Origin of the sequence: Lysinibacillus sp. RC79, assembly GCF_041262405.1 — a bacterium.
Classification (GTDB): Bacteria; Bacillota; Bacilli; order Bacillales_A; family Planococcaceae; genus Lysinibacillus.
The window spans coordinates 121,757-138,776 of record NZ_JBGCCD010000009.1 but is presented as its reverse complement, the minus strand read 5'-3'; the positions used below and the strand labels follow the sequence as shown (position 1 = coordinate 138,776).

Annotated in this window: 18 protein-coding genes; 11 read left to right on the top strand and 7 right to left on the bottom strand. The window is 35.4% G+C overall.

The annotated features are described in order from the left end of the window. Nucleotides 1-96: 96 nt before the first annotated feature. The 7 genes from ABH968_RS11415 (at nucleotide 97) to ABH968_RS11385 (ending at nucleotide 5,070) form a co-directional block, all read left to right on the top strand. Complete coding sequence (locus ABH968_RS11415; protein WP_370044143.1) at nucleotides 97-1,092, top strand: ABC transporter substrate-binding protein; 996 nt, start codon at nucleotides 97-99, stop codon at nucleotides 1,090-1,092. A gap of 1 nt (nucleotide 1,093) precedes the next feature. Further along, nucleotides 1,094-1,384: a thiamine-binding protein gene (locus ABH968_RS11410; RefSeq protein WP_370044142.1), complete on the top strand. Its 291-nt coding sequence runs from the start codon at nucleotides 1,094-1,096 to the stop codon at nucleotides 1,382-1,384. After that, on the top strand, nucleotides 1,384-2,154 hold the full coding sequence (locus tag ABH968_RS11405) for an ABC transporter permease (protein WP_370044199.1): 771 nt from the start codon (nucleotides 1,384-1,386) through the stop codon (nucleotides 2,152-2,154). The genes ABH968_RS11410 and ABH968_RS11405 overlap by 1 nt, the downstream gene beginning before the upstream one ends. Further along, the gene (locus ABH968_RS11400) at nucleotides 2,132-2,881 is read left to right on the top strand and encodes an ABC transporter ATP-binding protein (protein WP_370044141.1); all 750 of its coding nucleotides are present in this window, start codon (nucleotides 2,132-2,134) and stop codon (nucleotides 2,879-2,881) included. Before ABH968_RS11405 ends, ABH968_RS11400 begins: the two co-directional genes overlap by 23 nt. Then, nucleotides 2,871-3,620, top strand: a complete 750-nt coding sequence (locus ABH968_RS11395; RefSeq protein WP_370044140.1) for a TatD family hydrolase — start codon at nucleotides 2,871-2,873, stop codon at nucleotides 3,618-3,620. The genes ABH968_RS11400 and ABH968_RS11395 overlap by 11 nt, the downstream gene beginning before the upstream one ends. A 437-nt stretch (nucleotides 3,621-4,057) precedes the next feature. Next, entirely contained in the window at nucleotides 4,058-4,633 is a 576-nt protein-coding gene (locus ABH968_RS11390; protein ID WP_370044139.1) for a TetR/AcrR family transcriptional regulator, read from the top strand. A 14-nt stretch (nucleotides 4,634-4,647) separates the two neighbouring features. Beyond that, a complete protein-coding gene (locus ABH968_RS11385) occupies nucleotides 4,648-5,070 on the top strand; it encodes a DUF5360 family protein (protein WP_370044138.1) in 423 nt (140 codons plus the stop codon). Here the strand turns inward: ABH968_RS11385 and ABH968_RS11380 are convergent. The 5 genes from ABH968_RS11380 to ABH968_RS11360 form a co-directional block, all read right to left on the bottom strand. Further along, nucleotides 5,067-5,249: a hypothetical protein gene (locus ABH968_RS11380; RefSeq protein ID WP_370044137.1), complete on the bottom strand. Its 183-nt coding sequence runs from the start codon at nucleotides 5,247-5,249 to the stop codon at nucleotides 5,067-5,069. The two genes, ABH968_RS11385 and ABH968_RS11380, sit on opposite strands and share 4 nt — an antisense overlap. A 99-nt stretch (nucleotides 5,250-5,348) precedes the next feature. Further along, nucleotides 5,349-6,893, bottom strand: coding sequence for a solute symporter family protein (locus ABH968_RS11375; protein ID WP_370044198.1), 1,545 nt, complete (start codon nucleotides 6,891-6,893; stop codon nucleotides 5,349-5,351). Between the two features lie 11 nt (nucleotides 6,894-6,904). Next, the gene (locus ABH968_RS11370) at nucleotides 6,905-7,243 is read right to left on the bottom strand and encodes a DUF485 domain-containing protein (protein WP_053485561.1); all 339 of its coding nucleotides are present in this window, start codon (nucleotides 7,241-7,243) and stop codon (nucleotides 6,905-6,907) included. 487 nt (nucleotides 7,244-7,730) lie between these two features. Next, nucleotides 7,731-9,284: a solute symporter family protein gene (locus ABH968_RS11365; RefSeq protein WP_370044136.1), complete on the bottom strand. Its 1,554-nt coding sequence runs from the start codon at nucleotides 9,282-9,284 to the stop codon at nucleotides 7,731-7,733. Beyond that, nucleotides 9,285-9,620, bottom strand: coding sequence for a DUF485 domain-containing protein (locus ABH968_RS11360; protein ID WP_370044135.1), 336 nt, complete (start codon nucleotides 9,618-9,620; stop codon nucleotides 9,285-9,287). It abuts the gene before it with no gap. A 592-nt stretch (nucleotides 9,621-10,212) separates the two neighbouring features. Between ABH968_RS11360 and ABH968_RS11355 the strand changes: the two genes are divergently transcribed. Then, nucleotides 10,213-10,800, top strand: a complete 588-nt coding sequence (locus tag ABH968_RS11355; RefSeq protein WP_370044134.1) for an SCO family protein — start codon at nucleotides 10,213-10,215, stop codon at nucleotides 10,798-10,800. Nucleotides 10,801-10,904: 104 nt separating this feature from the next. Here ABH968_RS11355 and ABH968_RS11350 read toward each other — a convergent pair whose 3' ends face one another. Next, nucleotides 10,905-11,150, bottom strand: coding sequence for a hypothetical protein (locus tag ABH968_RS11350; RefSeq protein WP_370044133.1), 246 nt, complete (start codon nucleotides 11,148-11,150; stop codon nucleotides 10,905-10,907). A gap of 837 nt (nucleotides 11,151-11,987) precedes the next feature. Here ABH968_RS11350 and ABH968_RS11345 point away from each other — a divergent pair. The 3 genes from ABH968_RS11345 to ABH968_RS11335 all read left to right on the top strand — a co-directional run bounded on the left by ABH968_RS11345 (nucleotide 11,988) and on the right by ABH968_RS11335 (nucleotide 15,135). Further along, complete coding sequence (locus ABH968_RS11345; RefSeq protein ID WP_370044132.1) at nucleotides 11,988-12,947, top strand: 2-hydroxyacid dehydrogenase; 960 nt, start codon at nucleotides 11,988-11,990, stop codon at nucleotides 12,945-12,947. 105 nt (nucleotides 12,948-13,052) lie between these two features. Beyond that, on the top strand, nucleotides 13,053-13,436 hold the full coding sequence (locus ABH968_RS11340; protein ID WP_370044131.1) for a cupin domain-containing protein: 384 nt from the start codon (nucleotides 13,053-13,055) through the stop codon (nucleotides 13,434-13,436). A gap of 442 nt (nucleotides 13,437-13,878) precedes the next feature. Continuing rightward, nucleotides 13,879-15,135, top strand: a complete 1,257-nt coding sequence (locus ABH968_RS11335) for an MFS transporter (protein ID WP_370044130.1) — start codon at nucleotides 13,879-13,881, stop codon at nucleotides 15,133-15,135. A gap of 193 nt (nucleotides 15,136-15,328) precedes the next feature. Here ABH968_RS11335 and ABH968_RS11330 read toward each other — a convergent pair whose 3' ends face one another. Beyond that, a complete protein-coding gene (locus tag ABH968_RS11330) occupies nucleotides 15,329-16,942 on the bottom strand; it encodes a PucR family transcriptional regulator (protein ID WP_370044129.1) in 1,614 nt (537 codons plus the stop codon). Nucleotides 16,943-17,020 lie beyond the last annotated feature (78 nt).

Genomic DNA, 17,020 nt, shown 5'->3' with positions numbered 1-17,020 from the left:
ACAAAACTTGGGTGCAGACATAAAGTGAATACGCTTTCTTCTGGTCAACACATTCATTCATGAACACTTTCAAACTACTTACTGGGAGGATTCAGCATGAAAAAATGGTTATTGATCCTGTTGGCTGCGCTTTTAACATTAGCGGGCTGTAGCGAAAAAGAGGATAAAAAGGATGCTAAGGGATTAACAAAAGTATCGGTCGTTCTCGACTGGACACCGAACACAAATCATACAGGCTTATATGTAGCGAAAAAACTTGGCTACTTTAAGGAACAGGGCTTAGATGTTGATATTTTATTACCTGGCGAAGCGGGTGCAGATCAGCTTGTGGCATCTGGTAAAGCTCAGTTTGGTGTAAGCTATCAGGAAGGGGTTACACAGGCACGTGTGCAGGATGTACCTTTAGTATCGATTGCAGCGATTATTCAACATAATACTTCTGGCTTTGCATCCATTGCATCAAAAGGGATTACGTCACCGAAGGATTTTGAAGGTAAAACATATGGTGGCTGGGGTGCACCACTTGAACAGGCAGTACTACAATCACTTATGCAAACAGAAAATGCGGATATTAATAAGTTAGATATTGTCAATGCAGGCGATATAGATTTCTTCACAATGATGAAAAAAGATATTGATTTTGCGTGGATTTATTATGCATGGACAGGTATCGAAGCAGAACAACGTGGTGAAAAACTGAACATGTTATATTTAACAGATTATAGTGATCAGTTAGATTATTACACACCTGTACTTGCAACAAATGAAAAAATGATTAAGAATGACCCAGAGACGGTAAAAGCATTTGTCGCTGCTGCAGCAAAGGGCTATGAATATGCGATAAAACATCCAAATGAGGCAGCTGATATTTTACTAGAAGCGGTACCTGATTTAGATAAAAACCTTGTGCATAAAAGTCAGGAATGGCTAGCAGATAAGTATCAAGACGACGCTGCACAATGGGGCGAGCAAAAGCTAGCTGTCTGGGAAAACTATGCGAAATGGATGGCCAGCAACAAAGTTTTAGAGGGCGAATTTAACGCAAAACAAGCATTTACAAACGACTTTTTACCGAAAAAGGAGACAAAATAGTATGGCAAACTCATTAATAAGTGTACAAATTATCCCGAAAACTGAAAAATATGAAGATGTGATCCCATTTGTCGATGCAGCGATTATGGTTATCGACGCATCTGGGGTGAAATATGAAGTTCATCCATTAGAAACGACAATGGAGGGTGAGCTATCGACTTTACTACAAATCATTGAAAAAATGAATGATAAGATGATTGAGCTTGGCGCTATTAATGTCATTACACAAGTGAAAATTTTATATCAGCCATCCGGTATTACTATGGATACACTAACGGAGAAATATCAGTGATGAGGCAGGCTTTCAAACAAGGAAGGACGATAATTTTTATCGCCTTCCTCTTATTCATATGGGAACTAATTGTCCGTTTTGCAGACGTGCCACATTGGCTATTGCCCGCACCAAGTGCCATTTTAAAAGAAGGCTTGCAATCGTATGAGACGTTTGTGCCACATGCTTTTGCGACTGTTCAATTAGCACTTCTTGGTCTAGCCATCGGGATATTATGTGGATTAACGGTTGCCGTGCTATTACATCGTTTTACGTTTGTGCGGGAGCTATTTTATCCTATTCTCATTATGTCGCAGAATGTCCCTGTGCTCGTCCTAGCACCGTTATTAATCATTTGGTTTGGCTTTGGTTTATTGCCAAAGCTCATTATTATTTGTCTTGTGTGCTTTTTCCCCATCGTTATTTCGGCAATGGATGGCTTTCGTCAAACCTCACCTGAGCTGAAGCATTATTTTGAGATGATTGGTGCAACGAAAGCACAAACCTTTTGGAAGCTTGAATGGCCATTTGCGTACCCGGCAATTTTTTCAGGCATTAAAATTGCGGCAACGTATAGCGTAATGGGGGCTGTCATTGCAGAATGGCTAGGTGCGAAAAAGGGAATTGGTGTCTATATGACATTGGCACAATCTTCATTTCGGACGGATCGTGTATTTGTAGCGATTTTTGCTATCATTTTTTTAAGTTTACTATTATTTAGTGCTATTCAATTATTAGAAAAACTTGTTGTGAAGGGGAGAGGACTCCATGCTAAGCATTCAAAACATTGATAAATCCTTTGATGCTCTTCCGGTTATTCGAAATTTATCTTTTGAGGTGAAGGACGGCGAATTTGTGGCGATTATCGGTCCGTCAGGCAGTGGAAAAAGTACACTCTTTCAATTAATTGGCGGTGTTTCTTCTATTGATAAGGGTGCCATTTTATTAAACGATACAGATATCCAGCAAAAAAGAGGAACGATTGGCTATATGCCTCAGCAGCCATGCTTATTACCATGGCGTACGATAGTAGAAAACGTCACGATGGTCGAGGAGCTTCATGGAAAACCAAATGTCAACGTTGCGAAGGAATGGTTAGACAAAGTGGGGCTCGCAGCGTTTGAAAATGCGTATCCCAATGAGCTGTCGGGTGGTATGCAACAGCGAGTATCGTTTATACGTGCAATTGTCAGTAATAAGCCCATTCTATGTTTAGATGAGCCGTTTTCTGCGCTTGATGAGTTTACAAGGCTTGAAATGCAGGCTTGGCTTTTATCGATATGGGAGAAAGATCGGAAATCTATACTGTTCGTTACACATAGTATCGAGGAAGCTCTCTTTTTAGCTGATCGTATCATCGTACTCACGAAACGGCCTGCAACGATTAAAAAAGAAATTATCGTACCTTTTGCAAGGCCACGACAAGAAGAAATTCGCCATTCCGCTACATTTACAGCATTGAAGCAACAGCTATTCACGTATTTAAAAGAAGAAAAGGATGAGGCGAATGTTGATTGATGCACATATTCATTTAGATCAATATAAGGAAAACGACATACCAACTTTGCTAGAGGAAGCTGAACATGTAATTGCCGTGAGCATGAATCTTCAATCGTGTGAGAAGACGTTGAAGCTGTCGAAAGCCTATGCAAAGGTAAAAGCAGCGTTTGGCTTTCATCCCGAACAACCGTTACCTAGTGATACGGAGGAACAAGCTTTATTCGATTGGATACGCCAACACGCTCATGAAATGGTGGCGATTGGCGAGGTAGGATTGCCTTATTATTTGAGACAAGAGAAGGCTATTGATGATCGTCCTTATGTAGCATTGTTAGAACGATTTATTGTATTGGCAAAGGAATTAAATAAACCGATTGTGTTACATGCGGTTTATGAGGATGCGGCTATTGTTTGTGATTTGCTAGAAAAACATCATGTAACGAAAGTGCATTTTCATTGGTTTAAAGGTGATGCGGAAGTGATTGAACGGATGATTCATAATGGGTATTTCATTTCTGTAACGCCTGATTGTACGTATGAGGCTGAGATTCAACAGCTGATCAAAAAATATCCAATCGAGCTGTTGATGGTAGAAACAGATGGACCATGGCCATTCGAAGGTGCTTTTAAAAATAAACGAACATCTCCTTGGATGATGGATCATTCCATCGAGGTTATCGCTTCGTTAAAGGGGCTTACAACACAGGAAGCGGCGCGCATCATCACAAGAAATACGACAATATTTTATCATTTATAATAGATAACACAGCTGTTCTTTTAAAGAGCGGTTGTGTTTTTTATCAATTTCCGATAAAAGAGTTGAACGCCGGTAGAACAGCGGACATCGCTGATAAAAGTACCAGAATCGCTGATAAAACCTCGAACATCGCTGATAAAAGAGCCGAAATCGCTGATAAAACCTCGAACATCGCTGATAAAGCACCAAACATCGCTGATAAAAATACAAATCATGATATAGATATTAACGTAGGACAAAATCTAAAATGAAGCAATAAGACTTCTAACCGCATGAACTGCGGGGATAGACTATTTCAAACTTTTGGTTACGAAGATGTTCTTAGGAATCCTCCACTTGGGAGTACCTCAATTGACATTATTTTCATTAGGTACTATTATTAAATGGAAAACATGGAAAATAAAAATGTTTTTTCATTTTCCGATTGGTAGGTGATCATGTTGAAAGATAGAATTTTAAAGGTATCAATGAGTGAAGCTGAACGAAAAGGATTCCGATTTACGATGGGGGAGCTAGCAAAGCAGCTTGGTATGAGTACTAAAACATTGTATGGATACTATCCCTCAAAAGAAGAACTACTAAATGAGATGATTGATCTAGCAATTGATGAAATGAAGATGAAAGAGAATGAAATACTGCATGATTCAACTTTAAATCTATTAGAAAAACTACAGAAATGTCTTGTACTCATTCCAGCTGATTTTCAATTTGCTCAGCTCCAATATTTAGAGGAGCTTCAACGATATTACCCGAAGCAATGGGAAACTGTAGATCAATTTATTCATGAACAATGGACAGGCATCTTTTTGTTACTAGATGAAGGGATTGCCGCAAATAAAATACGTCCCATTAATAAAGAAATATTTATAGAAGTCTATATTGGAGGACTTTATCGATTGATGGAACATGCATCAAAAAACAGAAATATGATTTCACTTCAGGATACAATGCACGAAATGGTGGACATTCTTATGTTTGGAATTCTTAAAGGTGACGTTCATGAAGAAAACTGAATGGGAGGCTGTAAATGAGTAAAGCTTTAAGATTACTATTTTTAGTTACAGATTTCTTTTTTATACTCTATTGGCTTGTCACTTTTTTTCATTTGATTCCAGAAGAGTATTTATATCAGGATTATCAAAATGAATTATTAGTAATATGGAATTGGTCGTTTTTCCCGCTAGATATTTTAATTTCAGTTACTGGATTTATAAGTCTCTACCTATTTAGAGTGAAAAATGAAAAGTGGAGAGCATTGGCCTTATTATCTCTGACACTAACATGTTGCTCTGGATTACAGGCGATTGCTTTTTGGACAATAAAGCGTGATTTTGATCTTATGTGGTGGATACCTAATCTTTTTCTTTTACTGTATCCATTGTACTTTATTCCAAAATTAATTACTTTTAAACATCAAGATGTTTCATTACAAGCAAAACACAACCACTAATCATCCTCAGTGTGGTTGTGTTTTCTATGCTTTGTAAAATTTTGTTCAATGCTTTCATTTTTAGTTTTCGTTACACGCTCATGTGTACTGAAAGGGGAGGATTGACGATTTTTTTCAACATCCTTCCCTTTAGTGCGCTTTATATGCATGCGCTTCTTTTTTGCTTTTGATTGAGTCAAGTTATCTTACCCCCAATAGTCATTTGTAAATATCGTACCGAATACGGAAGAAAAAGTAAAACCTCGTAAGTATGAACTTACGAGGCGGTTATCCTATTATTAGTGAGATACGTCCTGAACAGAAATACCTGTATTTGCTTTAACATCCACTTCACGATATTTCTTATCATTTGTTTCTTTAGAAAGTAATGTTCCGATGAAACCTCCAAGGAAGCCAAGTGGTACAGAAATTATTGCTGGGTTCGTTAACGAAATTAACGGATTCCCAACGAAAATTGCTTTTCCTTCAACTGGATTCCAAAGGTTTGGTGAAACTGCAACAAGAATTAAAGCAGAGATTAAACCTGTCAACATTGCTGTAATAGCACCAGCCGTATTAAAGCGTTTCCAGTAGATTGTATAAATGATTACTGGTAAGTTAGCTGAACCTGCAATACAGAATGCAAGTGATACTAAAAACGCTACGTTTAATGTTTGTGCACCAAGTGCTAAAAGGATTGAAATAATAGCGATTGTGATGGAACCAATACGAGCTGCAAGTACTTGCTCTTTCTCTGTAACTTTACCCTTTTTAATGATTTGACCGTAAATATCATGTGATAGGGCAGATGCGCCAGAAAGCACAAGACCAGCTACTACCGCTAAGATTGTTGCGAAAGCTACCGCACATACGAATGAGAATAGAATGTCCCCACCAAGTGCTTCCGCAAGAAGTGGAGCAGCCATGTTACCAGCAGCGTTTGCAGCAATAATATCTTCTTTACCAACGAATTTAGCTGCACCGAAGCCTAAGAAGATTGTAAGAACGTAGAAAATACCTACAATCCAAGTAGCCCAAATAACTGAGGAACGAGCAGTTTTCGCATCTTTTACTGTAAAGAAGCGCATTAGGATATGTGGAAGACCAGCTGTACCTAATACTAAAGCGATTAACATTGAAATAGTATCAACACCATTTTGATATTTAAGACCTGGATTCAAATAAGCAGCACCGCTATCAGTTGCAGTTTCCATTTCTTTGAACATCGTTGCAATACTAAAGCCAAACTCTTTTAATACTAAGAATGAAATAATAACTGTACCTAACATTAAAAGACAAGCTTTAATAATTTGTACCCAAGATGTTGCAGTCATACCACCGAATAGTACGTAAGTCGTCATCATAAAACCTACGATTAGTACGGCAACCCAATAGTCGATTCCTAAAAGTAATTGAATAAGTGCTCCTGCACCAACTAGTTGTGCAATCATGTAGAATAATACAATTGTAATAGTGCTTAAAGCTGCTGTACCACGAACTTTAGAGCTATCAAAGCGCGCTGTGATCATGTCAGCTAATGTAAATTTACCAAGATTACGTAATGGCTCAGCCACGATGTATAGAACCACTAAGTAAGCTACTAAATAACCGATAGAAAAGAAGAATCCATCAAATCCAAATAATGCAACTGCTCCGGCGATCCCTAAGAAAGATGCTGCTGATAAGTAGTCACCAGCGATGGCTAGTCCATTTTGCCAGCCTGTTAACCCACCGCCTGCAGTATAGAAATCACTTGCAGAAGAAGTTCGTTTAGATGCCCACCATGTAATAACTAATGTTAAACCAACAATGGCTACGAAGAAGAATATGGCTGTATAACTCATCCCCCCGTTATTCATCGGCGGCCACCTCCGTTCTCGTATTCAGCGATAATCGCCTTTGCCTCTTTATCAAATCTATTTGCTTTTGCTACATATAAGTGACAAAAACTCCAAGTCATGATGAATAGCCCTGCTGCATATACCCACACCCAAGTAATTTCCCCAATTGCCTTTTGATGTAGTACTTTCGTGAACGAAGTAAGAATTGGTAGCAACATGTAAGCTGCTAAGAAGATCGCAGTCATTGACCAAAGAAATGAATTCTTTCTTCGCACAAGCGCTTTAAATGATTCTTGATTTGCAATTGCATCATAGTCTATCACGACGCCCTTGTTTGCTTGATTGTTCCCCATTAACATTCCCCATTTTGTGTTTATTTTTACTGCTTAAAGACTTGATTTTGCTAGTTTAGTGAATTCACATCTTCATTTTATGAGACAGTTCACAAAATTGCAATACATTTCAGAAAAATTATGAAAAAATAATTTTTAGAAAAATAGTCTTAGGAGAGAATATACATGACAAAGCCTAGAAATAAAAGAATTTTAGAAAATTCTGATAAATGAGTAGAGTTAGGTCAATTCTAGATTTCTAGGCGAAAAATATGGATAAAATTTCTAAAAAGAAATGGTTTTTTATAAAAAATAAACACTATTTACTCAGTGAAAATCAGTTTTTTTTGAAAGAGAATAGTATTGTTCGATAAGTAAATTGGTAAATATTTTGAAATAAAAAGTTAAAAAACCCGATAAAAATCGAGTTTTTTAACATGATAATTTTATTAAGATAAATAGGATAATTGATAGATGTTTTTTCAATTATTTGGATTGTCAGGGGCGATCAATGAGAGATATCAGAAACAGAAACACCCGTGTTTGCTTTAACGCGAATTTCCTTATAAATACGATCTGCTTCTTCCTGTGATACTTTGTTAGAAGATAGAACAGTGCCTAAATAACCTGTGATAAAGCCAAGTGGAATTGTAATGACCGCTGGAACAGCTAAAGGTACGATAGGATTGCCAACAAAGATTGCCGCACCTTCAACAGGACTCCATACATTTGGCCCCATTGCACCTAAAACTAAACATGATACTAACCCAGTTAACATCGCTGTTATAGCGCCTGTTGAATTGAATTTCTTCCAGTAAATTGTGTAAAGAATAACTGGCAAGTTTGCTGAAGCACCGATACAAAATGCGAAGGATACTAAGAACGATACATTTAAGTTTTGTGCAAATAATGCAAGGATAATCGATACAATGGCAATAGAAATCGAGCCAGTACGAGCTGCTACAACTTGTTGCTTTTCTGTTAATTTACCACCTTTAATAATTTCACCATAAATATCATGAGAAATGGCAGAAGCTCCTGTTAAAACTAAGCCTGATACAACTGCTAAAATGGTTGCGAATGCTACTGCACCGATAAATGCCATTAACACATCACCGCCCAAATAATTAGCAAGAAGTGGGGCTGCCGTGTTACCAGCTTTACTTTCAGCAAGAATTTTATCGATACCTACAAAATTTAATGCGCCAAACCCTAAGAAAATAGTTAATGAGAAGAAAATAGCTGTAATCCAAGTTGTCCATGAAATAGAAGAACGAGCAGTTTTGGCATCTTTAACAGTGAAGAAGCGCATTAAAATATGCGGTAATCCAGATGTACCTAAAACAAGGGCCATCATCATCGAAACCGAATCAATGGTACTTGTATATTTCATCCCTGGTACAAGGAATTTCTCGCCATGATCCGTGGCGATCGTATCAAACATTTTCATAAGAGAGAAATCGAATTTCATTAATACTAATGTAGCTAATACGCCTGTCCCGAATAATAGAAGGCTAGCTTTAATAATTTGCACCCAAGAAGTAGCTGTCATTCCACCGAATAATACATAAGTAGTCATCATAACACCTACGATTAAAACCGCAATCCAATACTCAATACCAAATAATAGTTTAATAAGGGCACCTGCACCTACTAATTGTGCAATCATATATAGGATTACGATGATGATTGTGCCTGACGCAGCAACTCCGCGAATACGTTTTTCATTAAAACGGGCAGTAAGCATATCTGCTAAAGTATAACGACCTAAGTTACGCATAGGCTCTGCAATTACATAAAGAAGAACTAAGTTAGCTACTACATAGCCTACAGAGAAGAAGAAACCATCAAAACCAGTTAACGCAATTGCACCGGACACTCCAAGAAATGCGGCTGCAGATAAATAATCACCAGCGATCGCAAAGCCATTTTGCCAACCTTTAAGACCACCGCCAGCTGTATAGAAGTCAGCTGCAGAAGACGTACGCTTCGCTGCGATATATGTTACTACAAGTGTTAAACTAACGATTCCTAAAAAGAAACCAACGGATACTAAGTTCATTTAATTTCCACCTTTCTCGTGATACTCTGCTAGCACTGCAGCAGCAGCTTTATCAAATGAAGAAGCTTTTTTCACATATACTGTACAAAGAACGATTGTCATAATGAATAATCCAGCTGAATAAACCCAAACACCCGTAATATTTCCGAAGATTTTTTGTTGTAGTACAGGTTGGAAAGCAAGGATTGGTAGCAAAATATAAAGTGTTAAAAAAATTGCTGTAATCGAGAAAAGGAAGGTATTTTTCTTTTTCACGAACTTGTTGAACGATTCCATAGCTTCAATTGCACTATAGTCAACTGAATCTATATTTTTGTTCCCAGAAATGTTTGCCATTATTATTCCCCCTAAAGTGTTATATTTCTGTTTTAAACGACATATTTCTTTTTCTTTCGCCGTTATATTCACTTATTTTATGGGGAATATTCTTATAATGCAATACTAAATTTTGAGTTTTTGTAATTTTTAATCACTTTCAAAATGTGGAAATAACATAGAAATAATAAGGATTTAATAGAAATAATCTGTATGAAGGAGAATGGGATTATCTATTAGAATAATATTTCTTAAATAGTTTTCCTGATGATAATATTGACTGTAGGAGAAAATTCGAACATGAAAGAGAATTTTGGTGGATTTATTATTGTGTGTCATCATATGATGGAGGAGCCAGAAAGGCAAAAAAACTTTGTTATATAACAAATAAATGATGTCTTGGGAAATAACCAAAATAGTAAAAAAACAGCTTTAATAAATTTTTAAAAAAGTGTGAATTGTCTAGAAAATACAGGATATTAATATACCAAAATCGTACAATATACATTGAATTGACATAAAAAAATGAAAGGATAAGCTCATATCTTGTATTAAGTAACTATAATTTATACAATAAACAACGATGGTAAATTGAAGGGAAGTGAGCAAATAAATGAAAAAGAACAGTGTCATGCTCGTTTTGATACTAACATTAAGTAGCATACTTACTGCTTGCGGAAGTTATAAATTTGAACCAGAAATGAACATAGAAGTACAAGATTTTTCGGTTACAAACCAAAAAAATGAACAGGTTAGCCTTAAAGACTTTAAAGGCAAACCATGGTTAGCGATGTTCATCTTTACTAACTGTAATTCCATTTGTCCGCCAATGACGTATAACATGACAGAGGTGCAAAAGGCACTTCAAGATAAAGGCGTGGAAGATTATCAAATTGTAGCTTTTAGTGTTGATCCTCAGGTGGATAAGCCAGAAGTTTTAACGAATTATTTAAAAACGTATTCTGTGCCCGATGCAAGCAAATGGCAGCTATTAACTGGCTATGATCAAAAGTATATTGAACAGTTTGCAAAGAAATCGTTTAATTCATTAGTAAGGAATGATCCAAATTCTGACCAAGTCACACATATGGCAAGTTATTACTTAGTGGATGCTGATGGTATGGTTGTGAAGGATTATAACGGTACCACAGATGTACCAGTTGAGACGATTGTGGCAGATATGAAGGCATTAACTAAATAATAGAAAATAACTCAGAGGTTGGAATGACTTCTGAGTTATTTTTTATGGATGAAAATATAAAAGGGGTCAAATCTTATCAAATCAACGTAGAGGTGTTCGAGTACCTATATTTGTTTTTTTCTTTTTAAAAACCCGAATTTTATTGCTAATAGTAGCAGAACAACTGGTGTCAGTCCGATATATTTAAAAGCATTTACTGCACCTGAAAAATAATAAGCTATAGGCAAAAAAGTAATCGTGCTTATCAGCATAAAAAGCCAAGACCTTTTAACAATACCTATAATTAACGTGACACCCGAAATGAAAAATGAAAGTCTCCAAAGAAATAGAATTGTATTAAAATCCTCCATACTTCCTCCTATCTTGTAAAAATCAAAAGACTAATTTCTAATAAAAAAGATTAGTTTCTTTGATTTTATATTACATTAATACGTTTGTAATTTAAAAGAAAGGAGTGAAATTCCTTCTCCTGAAGCACCTTTTTCTGCCTTTATATACGCATATCCGTCATTGTATCCCCGAACATTTAATCTTTGTTTCGAAGCAAAATCTGTATTGTAGTAAGAGTGGGAAGAGCTTAAATCAATGTATTTTCCTCTATCAACATACCCTTGATTGTTGTTTTAACAATATACCTATGAGTACCTAAAGATGATGGATAGCAGCTGCACTTCGACTTACACTCCAAGCTTGCTGAAACAAATATAGCTAATAGGTCAAAAAATAAAATACAAAGAAACCTATATTAAACGATTCTAAGCCTCCAATAGTAACTCATTATCCAACCTTTATTATCCTATAATTTTATTATGTCTACTAAAATCAAAACTAAAGATACCATATCATTTTTGCCCGTATCGAAATTATTTCATAAAATATTAAGTATTATCTTTTGTCAAAAATATGTAATATAGTTTCTATTTTTGTTGAAAGTGAACAATGTTATTTATTTGCGCCTATTCTACAATCAAATTAAGCAATAACATAAGAAAATACGAAAAAATGGGAGTGGCTATAAATGAAAATGCCACATTATTTGTGCAAAGTATACAAAAAAATAAACTGAAATTTCATCCACCTCTTCCTGGGTGAAATAACAGTTTTGATGAAGGATGATTCTCTCTTTTAACTATGGTAACTACTTAATCAACAGACGTATTAGAACATAATAGGAAGGAATGGATTGAATGTTAGTTAAATTATTAGAACCATTAAATGTTTCAGATTCGATCATTGAAAAATTAGCGGAACCAATCAAACAGAACGGTCATGAATTTGTTTATTACAATGAGAAAACGACTGATTGGGCAGAATTAGCAAGACGTAGTGAAGGTGCAGATGTTATTATGATTGCTAATAATCCTTATCCTACAGAAGTGATTGATCAAAATGACAAGTTAAAATTAATCAATGTTGCCTTTACAGGTGTTGATCATGTTGGTATCACTCAAGCTAGAAACCAAGATATTAATCTATGTAATGCAGCTGGATATGCGAATCAAGCAGTTGCGGAATTAACAATTGGTTTAGTATTAGATGTGTATCGTCGCATTACTAAGGGTGATAAGGAAACTCGTGCCGATAACTTCCCCGGGGCATTCCAAGGTAGTGAAATTAAAGGGAAAACAGTTGGTTTGATTGGTACAGGTAAAATTGGTTTAATGACCGCTCGTTTGTTTAAAGCATTTGGTGCAAACTTAATCGCTTCAGACCAATCCAGCAGAAATCCAGAAGCTAAAGATTTAGGTATCGAATATATGGAATTAGATGAGTTATTGGCACAATCTGATATTGTGTCATTACATATTCCATTACTACCAAGCACGAAAGGATTAATTTCTAAAGAAAAGTTACAATTAATGAAGGAAACAGCCATCTTAATCAACTGTGCACGAGGCCCGATTGTTGATAATGATGCATTGGCGGATGCATTAAATGAAGGGCGAATTGCAGGAGCCGGTATCGACGTATTTGATATGGAACCGCCTATTCCTGGAGACTACAAACTTTTACATGCAAAAAACGCTATTTTAACACCACACGTTGGTTTCCTTACTGATGAGGCAATGGAATTGCGTGCTAGAATTGCATTCGATAATACCATTGCATTCCTAGAGGGTAGACCCCAAAACATTATTAAAAGATAATATTTTGAGATTTTCCTACAAATCTCACACATATTTAACGATATGCGAATAACTGAACAATGTGGGTATAATTTAGTTGGAAATTCGAAGCAAGGAGAAAATACAATGACATTAAAAAAAATAGCAAGAAAAGATTTAAAAAACCGTATTTTCCATTGGCCAAATATTCAAGAGTTTAGAGAAGAGGAAGCGACAAAACATATTTTCTATGAAACACCTAATACTGTAGGAGCTGTATGGTGTATGCGCCCGGGGCAAAATTTGCCAATTCACTCGCACGAGAAAGCTGATGATATTTGGATTGTTATTGAAGGAACAGCAGATTTTTATCCAGAATGTGGTGAAATGGTTCAAATTAAAGCTGGTGATGTTGTTGTTGCACGTGCTGGTGAAAAGCACGGAATGACTAATAATTCTGGTAGAGATTTCGTTATGTTAGGAATTGCGGGTCCGACACCAATCGGCTTTATTCCGCATAAACATAATTAAGTTAAATATCACGTCTGTTGATTAACTAGTTTTCATAGTAAAAAAGAAAGATTCCTCCTTGTAGATGCAATATCTACCAAGGAGGAATCTTTCGTGTATTTACTAAGGATTGTCACACCTCAGATAAATGGAATTTAAGTTGATGTGTTGCACTGTAGATTGAGATCAGTCCGATAACCTTAAGGGTAGTCGGGCTTATTTTTTGTTTGGACCTCCCTTGCTATGCAGAGAGTTTACAAAATACAAAAGTACTACGAAGAAATCGGCAAGCGAGCATACCAAAAGTCATACTTTCATAAATTTTAAGTATTAGTTTTTGTATAAAATGTGCAATGCTGGTTCTGTTTTTGTTAAAAGTGAACAATGTTATTTACTTACTCATAACCTAAAATTAAATTAAGCAATACATAAGTACAAAAACGAAAAATGGGAGTGTCATATTATGGGACAAACAGTTAAAAACGACCCGAATTATTACAAAAAAATAATTATTGCACTGTTTTTAGGTTGGGTAGTCATTTGGATTTATCGTACATTACTTACGCCAATATATCCACAAATTCAAGAATCGCTGGGGAATATTAGCGATACACAAGTAGGACTTGTTGCTTCTATTTATTTCTTTGCCTATACAGGTATGCAAATTCCATCAGGGATACTCGTAGATAAATTCGGTCAAAAACGAGTATTAATCCCAGCGTTTATCATTTTTGCAATAGCAGCATTTATAATTGGAACAAGTTCGACAATCACTCAAGTGTACATTGGTGCCTTATTTGCAGGTATTTCGACTGGTTCATACTATGGTGCAGCTTTCTCCTTATCAGCTAAACATATGCCAAAAGATAAAAAAAGTTTTTCTAATGCTATCATAAATAGTGGTTCTGCATTAGGTATGGTAATTGGTCTAATTGGCTCATCAGTGTTAGTAGGTAGTCTTGAAATCAAATGGAATTATATGCTTTTTATGACAGCTATCTTAATAATAGCAGTAACATTTGTATTTGTTTTGATCATTAAACAAGACAAAAAATCAGCTACAGAAGAAGCATCTGAAGGTAAGAAAACAACACTTGACGAAGATTCTCAAGGCACAAATTTATTTTCACTAAATAAGTTAGTTGTATATTTTGTATATTTTGCAACATGTTATGGTTATTACATGATTGTTACATGGTTACCGTCATTCCTTGTCGCAGAAAAAGGATTTGAACAAGGTTCAGTAGGATATGTAGCTGCATTAGTTGCAATCTCAGCAGTACCTGGTGCTTTGATATTTTCTAAATATATTGACAAAAATTCACATATGCGTCTGCGCTTAATTTTACTCTTGCTAATTGGTGCAGCTGTCACAATTGGTTTAACAGTGTTTTCACCTAACCCTGCAGTGCTTTATGTTGCGCTAATCTTATATGGCTTATTTGGTAAACTTGCAATTGATCCAGTTTTAATCACGTATGTATCTGATTCAGTAGCATCAGATCGGGTTGCTAAAGCATTAGGTTTCTTTAACTTCTTTGGCATGAGTTCATCAGTTGTTGCGCCAACTCTTACTGGTTATATTGGTGATATCACTGGCTCGAAGGTATTAGCATTTTATATTGCAGCTATACTTCTTGCAGTCGCAGCGATTTTATTTTTCCTTGTAGTTATGTTAAGAGAAAAAAAACAGCCCCTAACTCCTTTAACTCAAGAATAAAGCAATACTTCCATCAGTGGAGATTTTCTACATCTTCCACTGATGGTTTACTTTTATGATATATTTAATTTTTTTAATTGGGCACATTTTATTCATTTTTAACTGTGGTGGATAATACAGTATATTTCCATTTTTACGCACTAAAAAAGAATCCCGCTAAAAAGCATTCAAAACTGCTTTTTAGCGGGATTTTTTAAAACGTAATTTTTTCTGATGCAAATAATGCTAATCTAATATCCAATGATGCTTCAGAGGCTTCAACAGACTGACCTAAAATTTCTTCGCATTTTTTAATACGATATTTAACAGTGTTACGATGAATAAAGATATCTTCTGACGTCTTTGTGAGGTCACAATGGTTTGCCAAATAAATTTTTAAAGTATGTTTAAGTTCTTTTTCCTTCGTCGTTTTCGGATAGGCTAATGGACCTAATGTATACGTGATGAACGGTTTTAATTTATTAGCTGGAATGAGCTGTAATAATTCTTCTACACTTTTGGATTTATAGAGTTCTATAAATCCAACTTCACTATTTTCATACTTATTATCAAATGCTTCATTTGCTTCGAAATAAGATAGTGGTAACTGTGAAAATTCAGAGACTTCATTACCAATCCCGAATGATAATGAATTATTAAAAATTTTTTGATACTCTTTATTAAGATATTTGCAGTAGTCTAAATAATATTGATGTCTCGTTTGTAAAAGTATCGTAAATCGATGATTACCTGGAGACGTATATATACTGATAGTGGGATCAATATCAATCAACTTATGCGTTAGCCATTCAAAAGTCATTTGATACCGCTCATGCAAATAGATATTATTTTCTACATCCTGCTCTTTGTCAATCGCACAAATTATCACTTGATAGAAATTTGAGAGTTGAATATGATGCTTTTTTAAAAATTCAGGGTGCTGCTTTATTGAAATGAGGTTATCAGGATGTTCAGACATGAGGGATTCGAAAAATTGGCTCACATCTTGTTGTTCTGATTCCTTGATTTTACTATTTTTATAAATTGCGAGACTGAGTGTATTTACGGCTTGTTCTATTGTTAGCAAACTAAATGGATAACTGAGCGTATTGACATTTGAAATCATAAGATAATATGGGAAATATTTGAATGCTGGAACCTCGAATATAATATGTTCTTCTTGGAAAGATGCTCTATTATTTGGTGTAATCTGTTTGGAATCTAAACACCTTTTGAAATAACTAAGATTTTTTTGAACATGTTCTGGGTGTTCGTGGAAGTGATGGCTCATCGATTTAATTTGATGGAAAGGATTTAATAGCATCACAGGCACTCTGAGGAGTCTACTCATACGTTCAATCATCATTTCCAAACTTAAACCCCTAATAAGCATCGTATTTAATTCTTGCTGGATATCTAATGCAAAATATAATTTTTCAGTTTCTTCATCTAAGATATATGACGATATGTGATGAGTAATCGATCCTAGATTCCAACTATCAGGAATTCCGATAATCGGGAATTTCAATTCATTTGCGAATTCTATGACTTCATCATCTAATTTTTTTAAAAATCGAGATAACTTGATACCTAAGCCAGCAACTTGTATATCATTTAATTCTCGAATAAGGTCAATTAATCCAGATTGATCGTGTTGATAATTCATACCAGTTGTTACGATAAATGACTGTTGTGCTGTAAAATCTTTGATATCAGGTGTTTCGGTAATATCGACCATTTCTACCTCTCTCTCTAAATCACCTTCGTCATTTAACAATATTAAATCTGAAAATTGTTGTACAGACATTAATTCTTTTAATGTTGTCATAAGAACGCTCTCCTTAACTTTGTTTGAAAAAGCCAAAATAAAAATTAAATATGTATGATGTTACAAAGATAACCTATC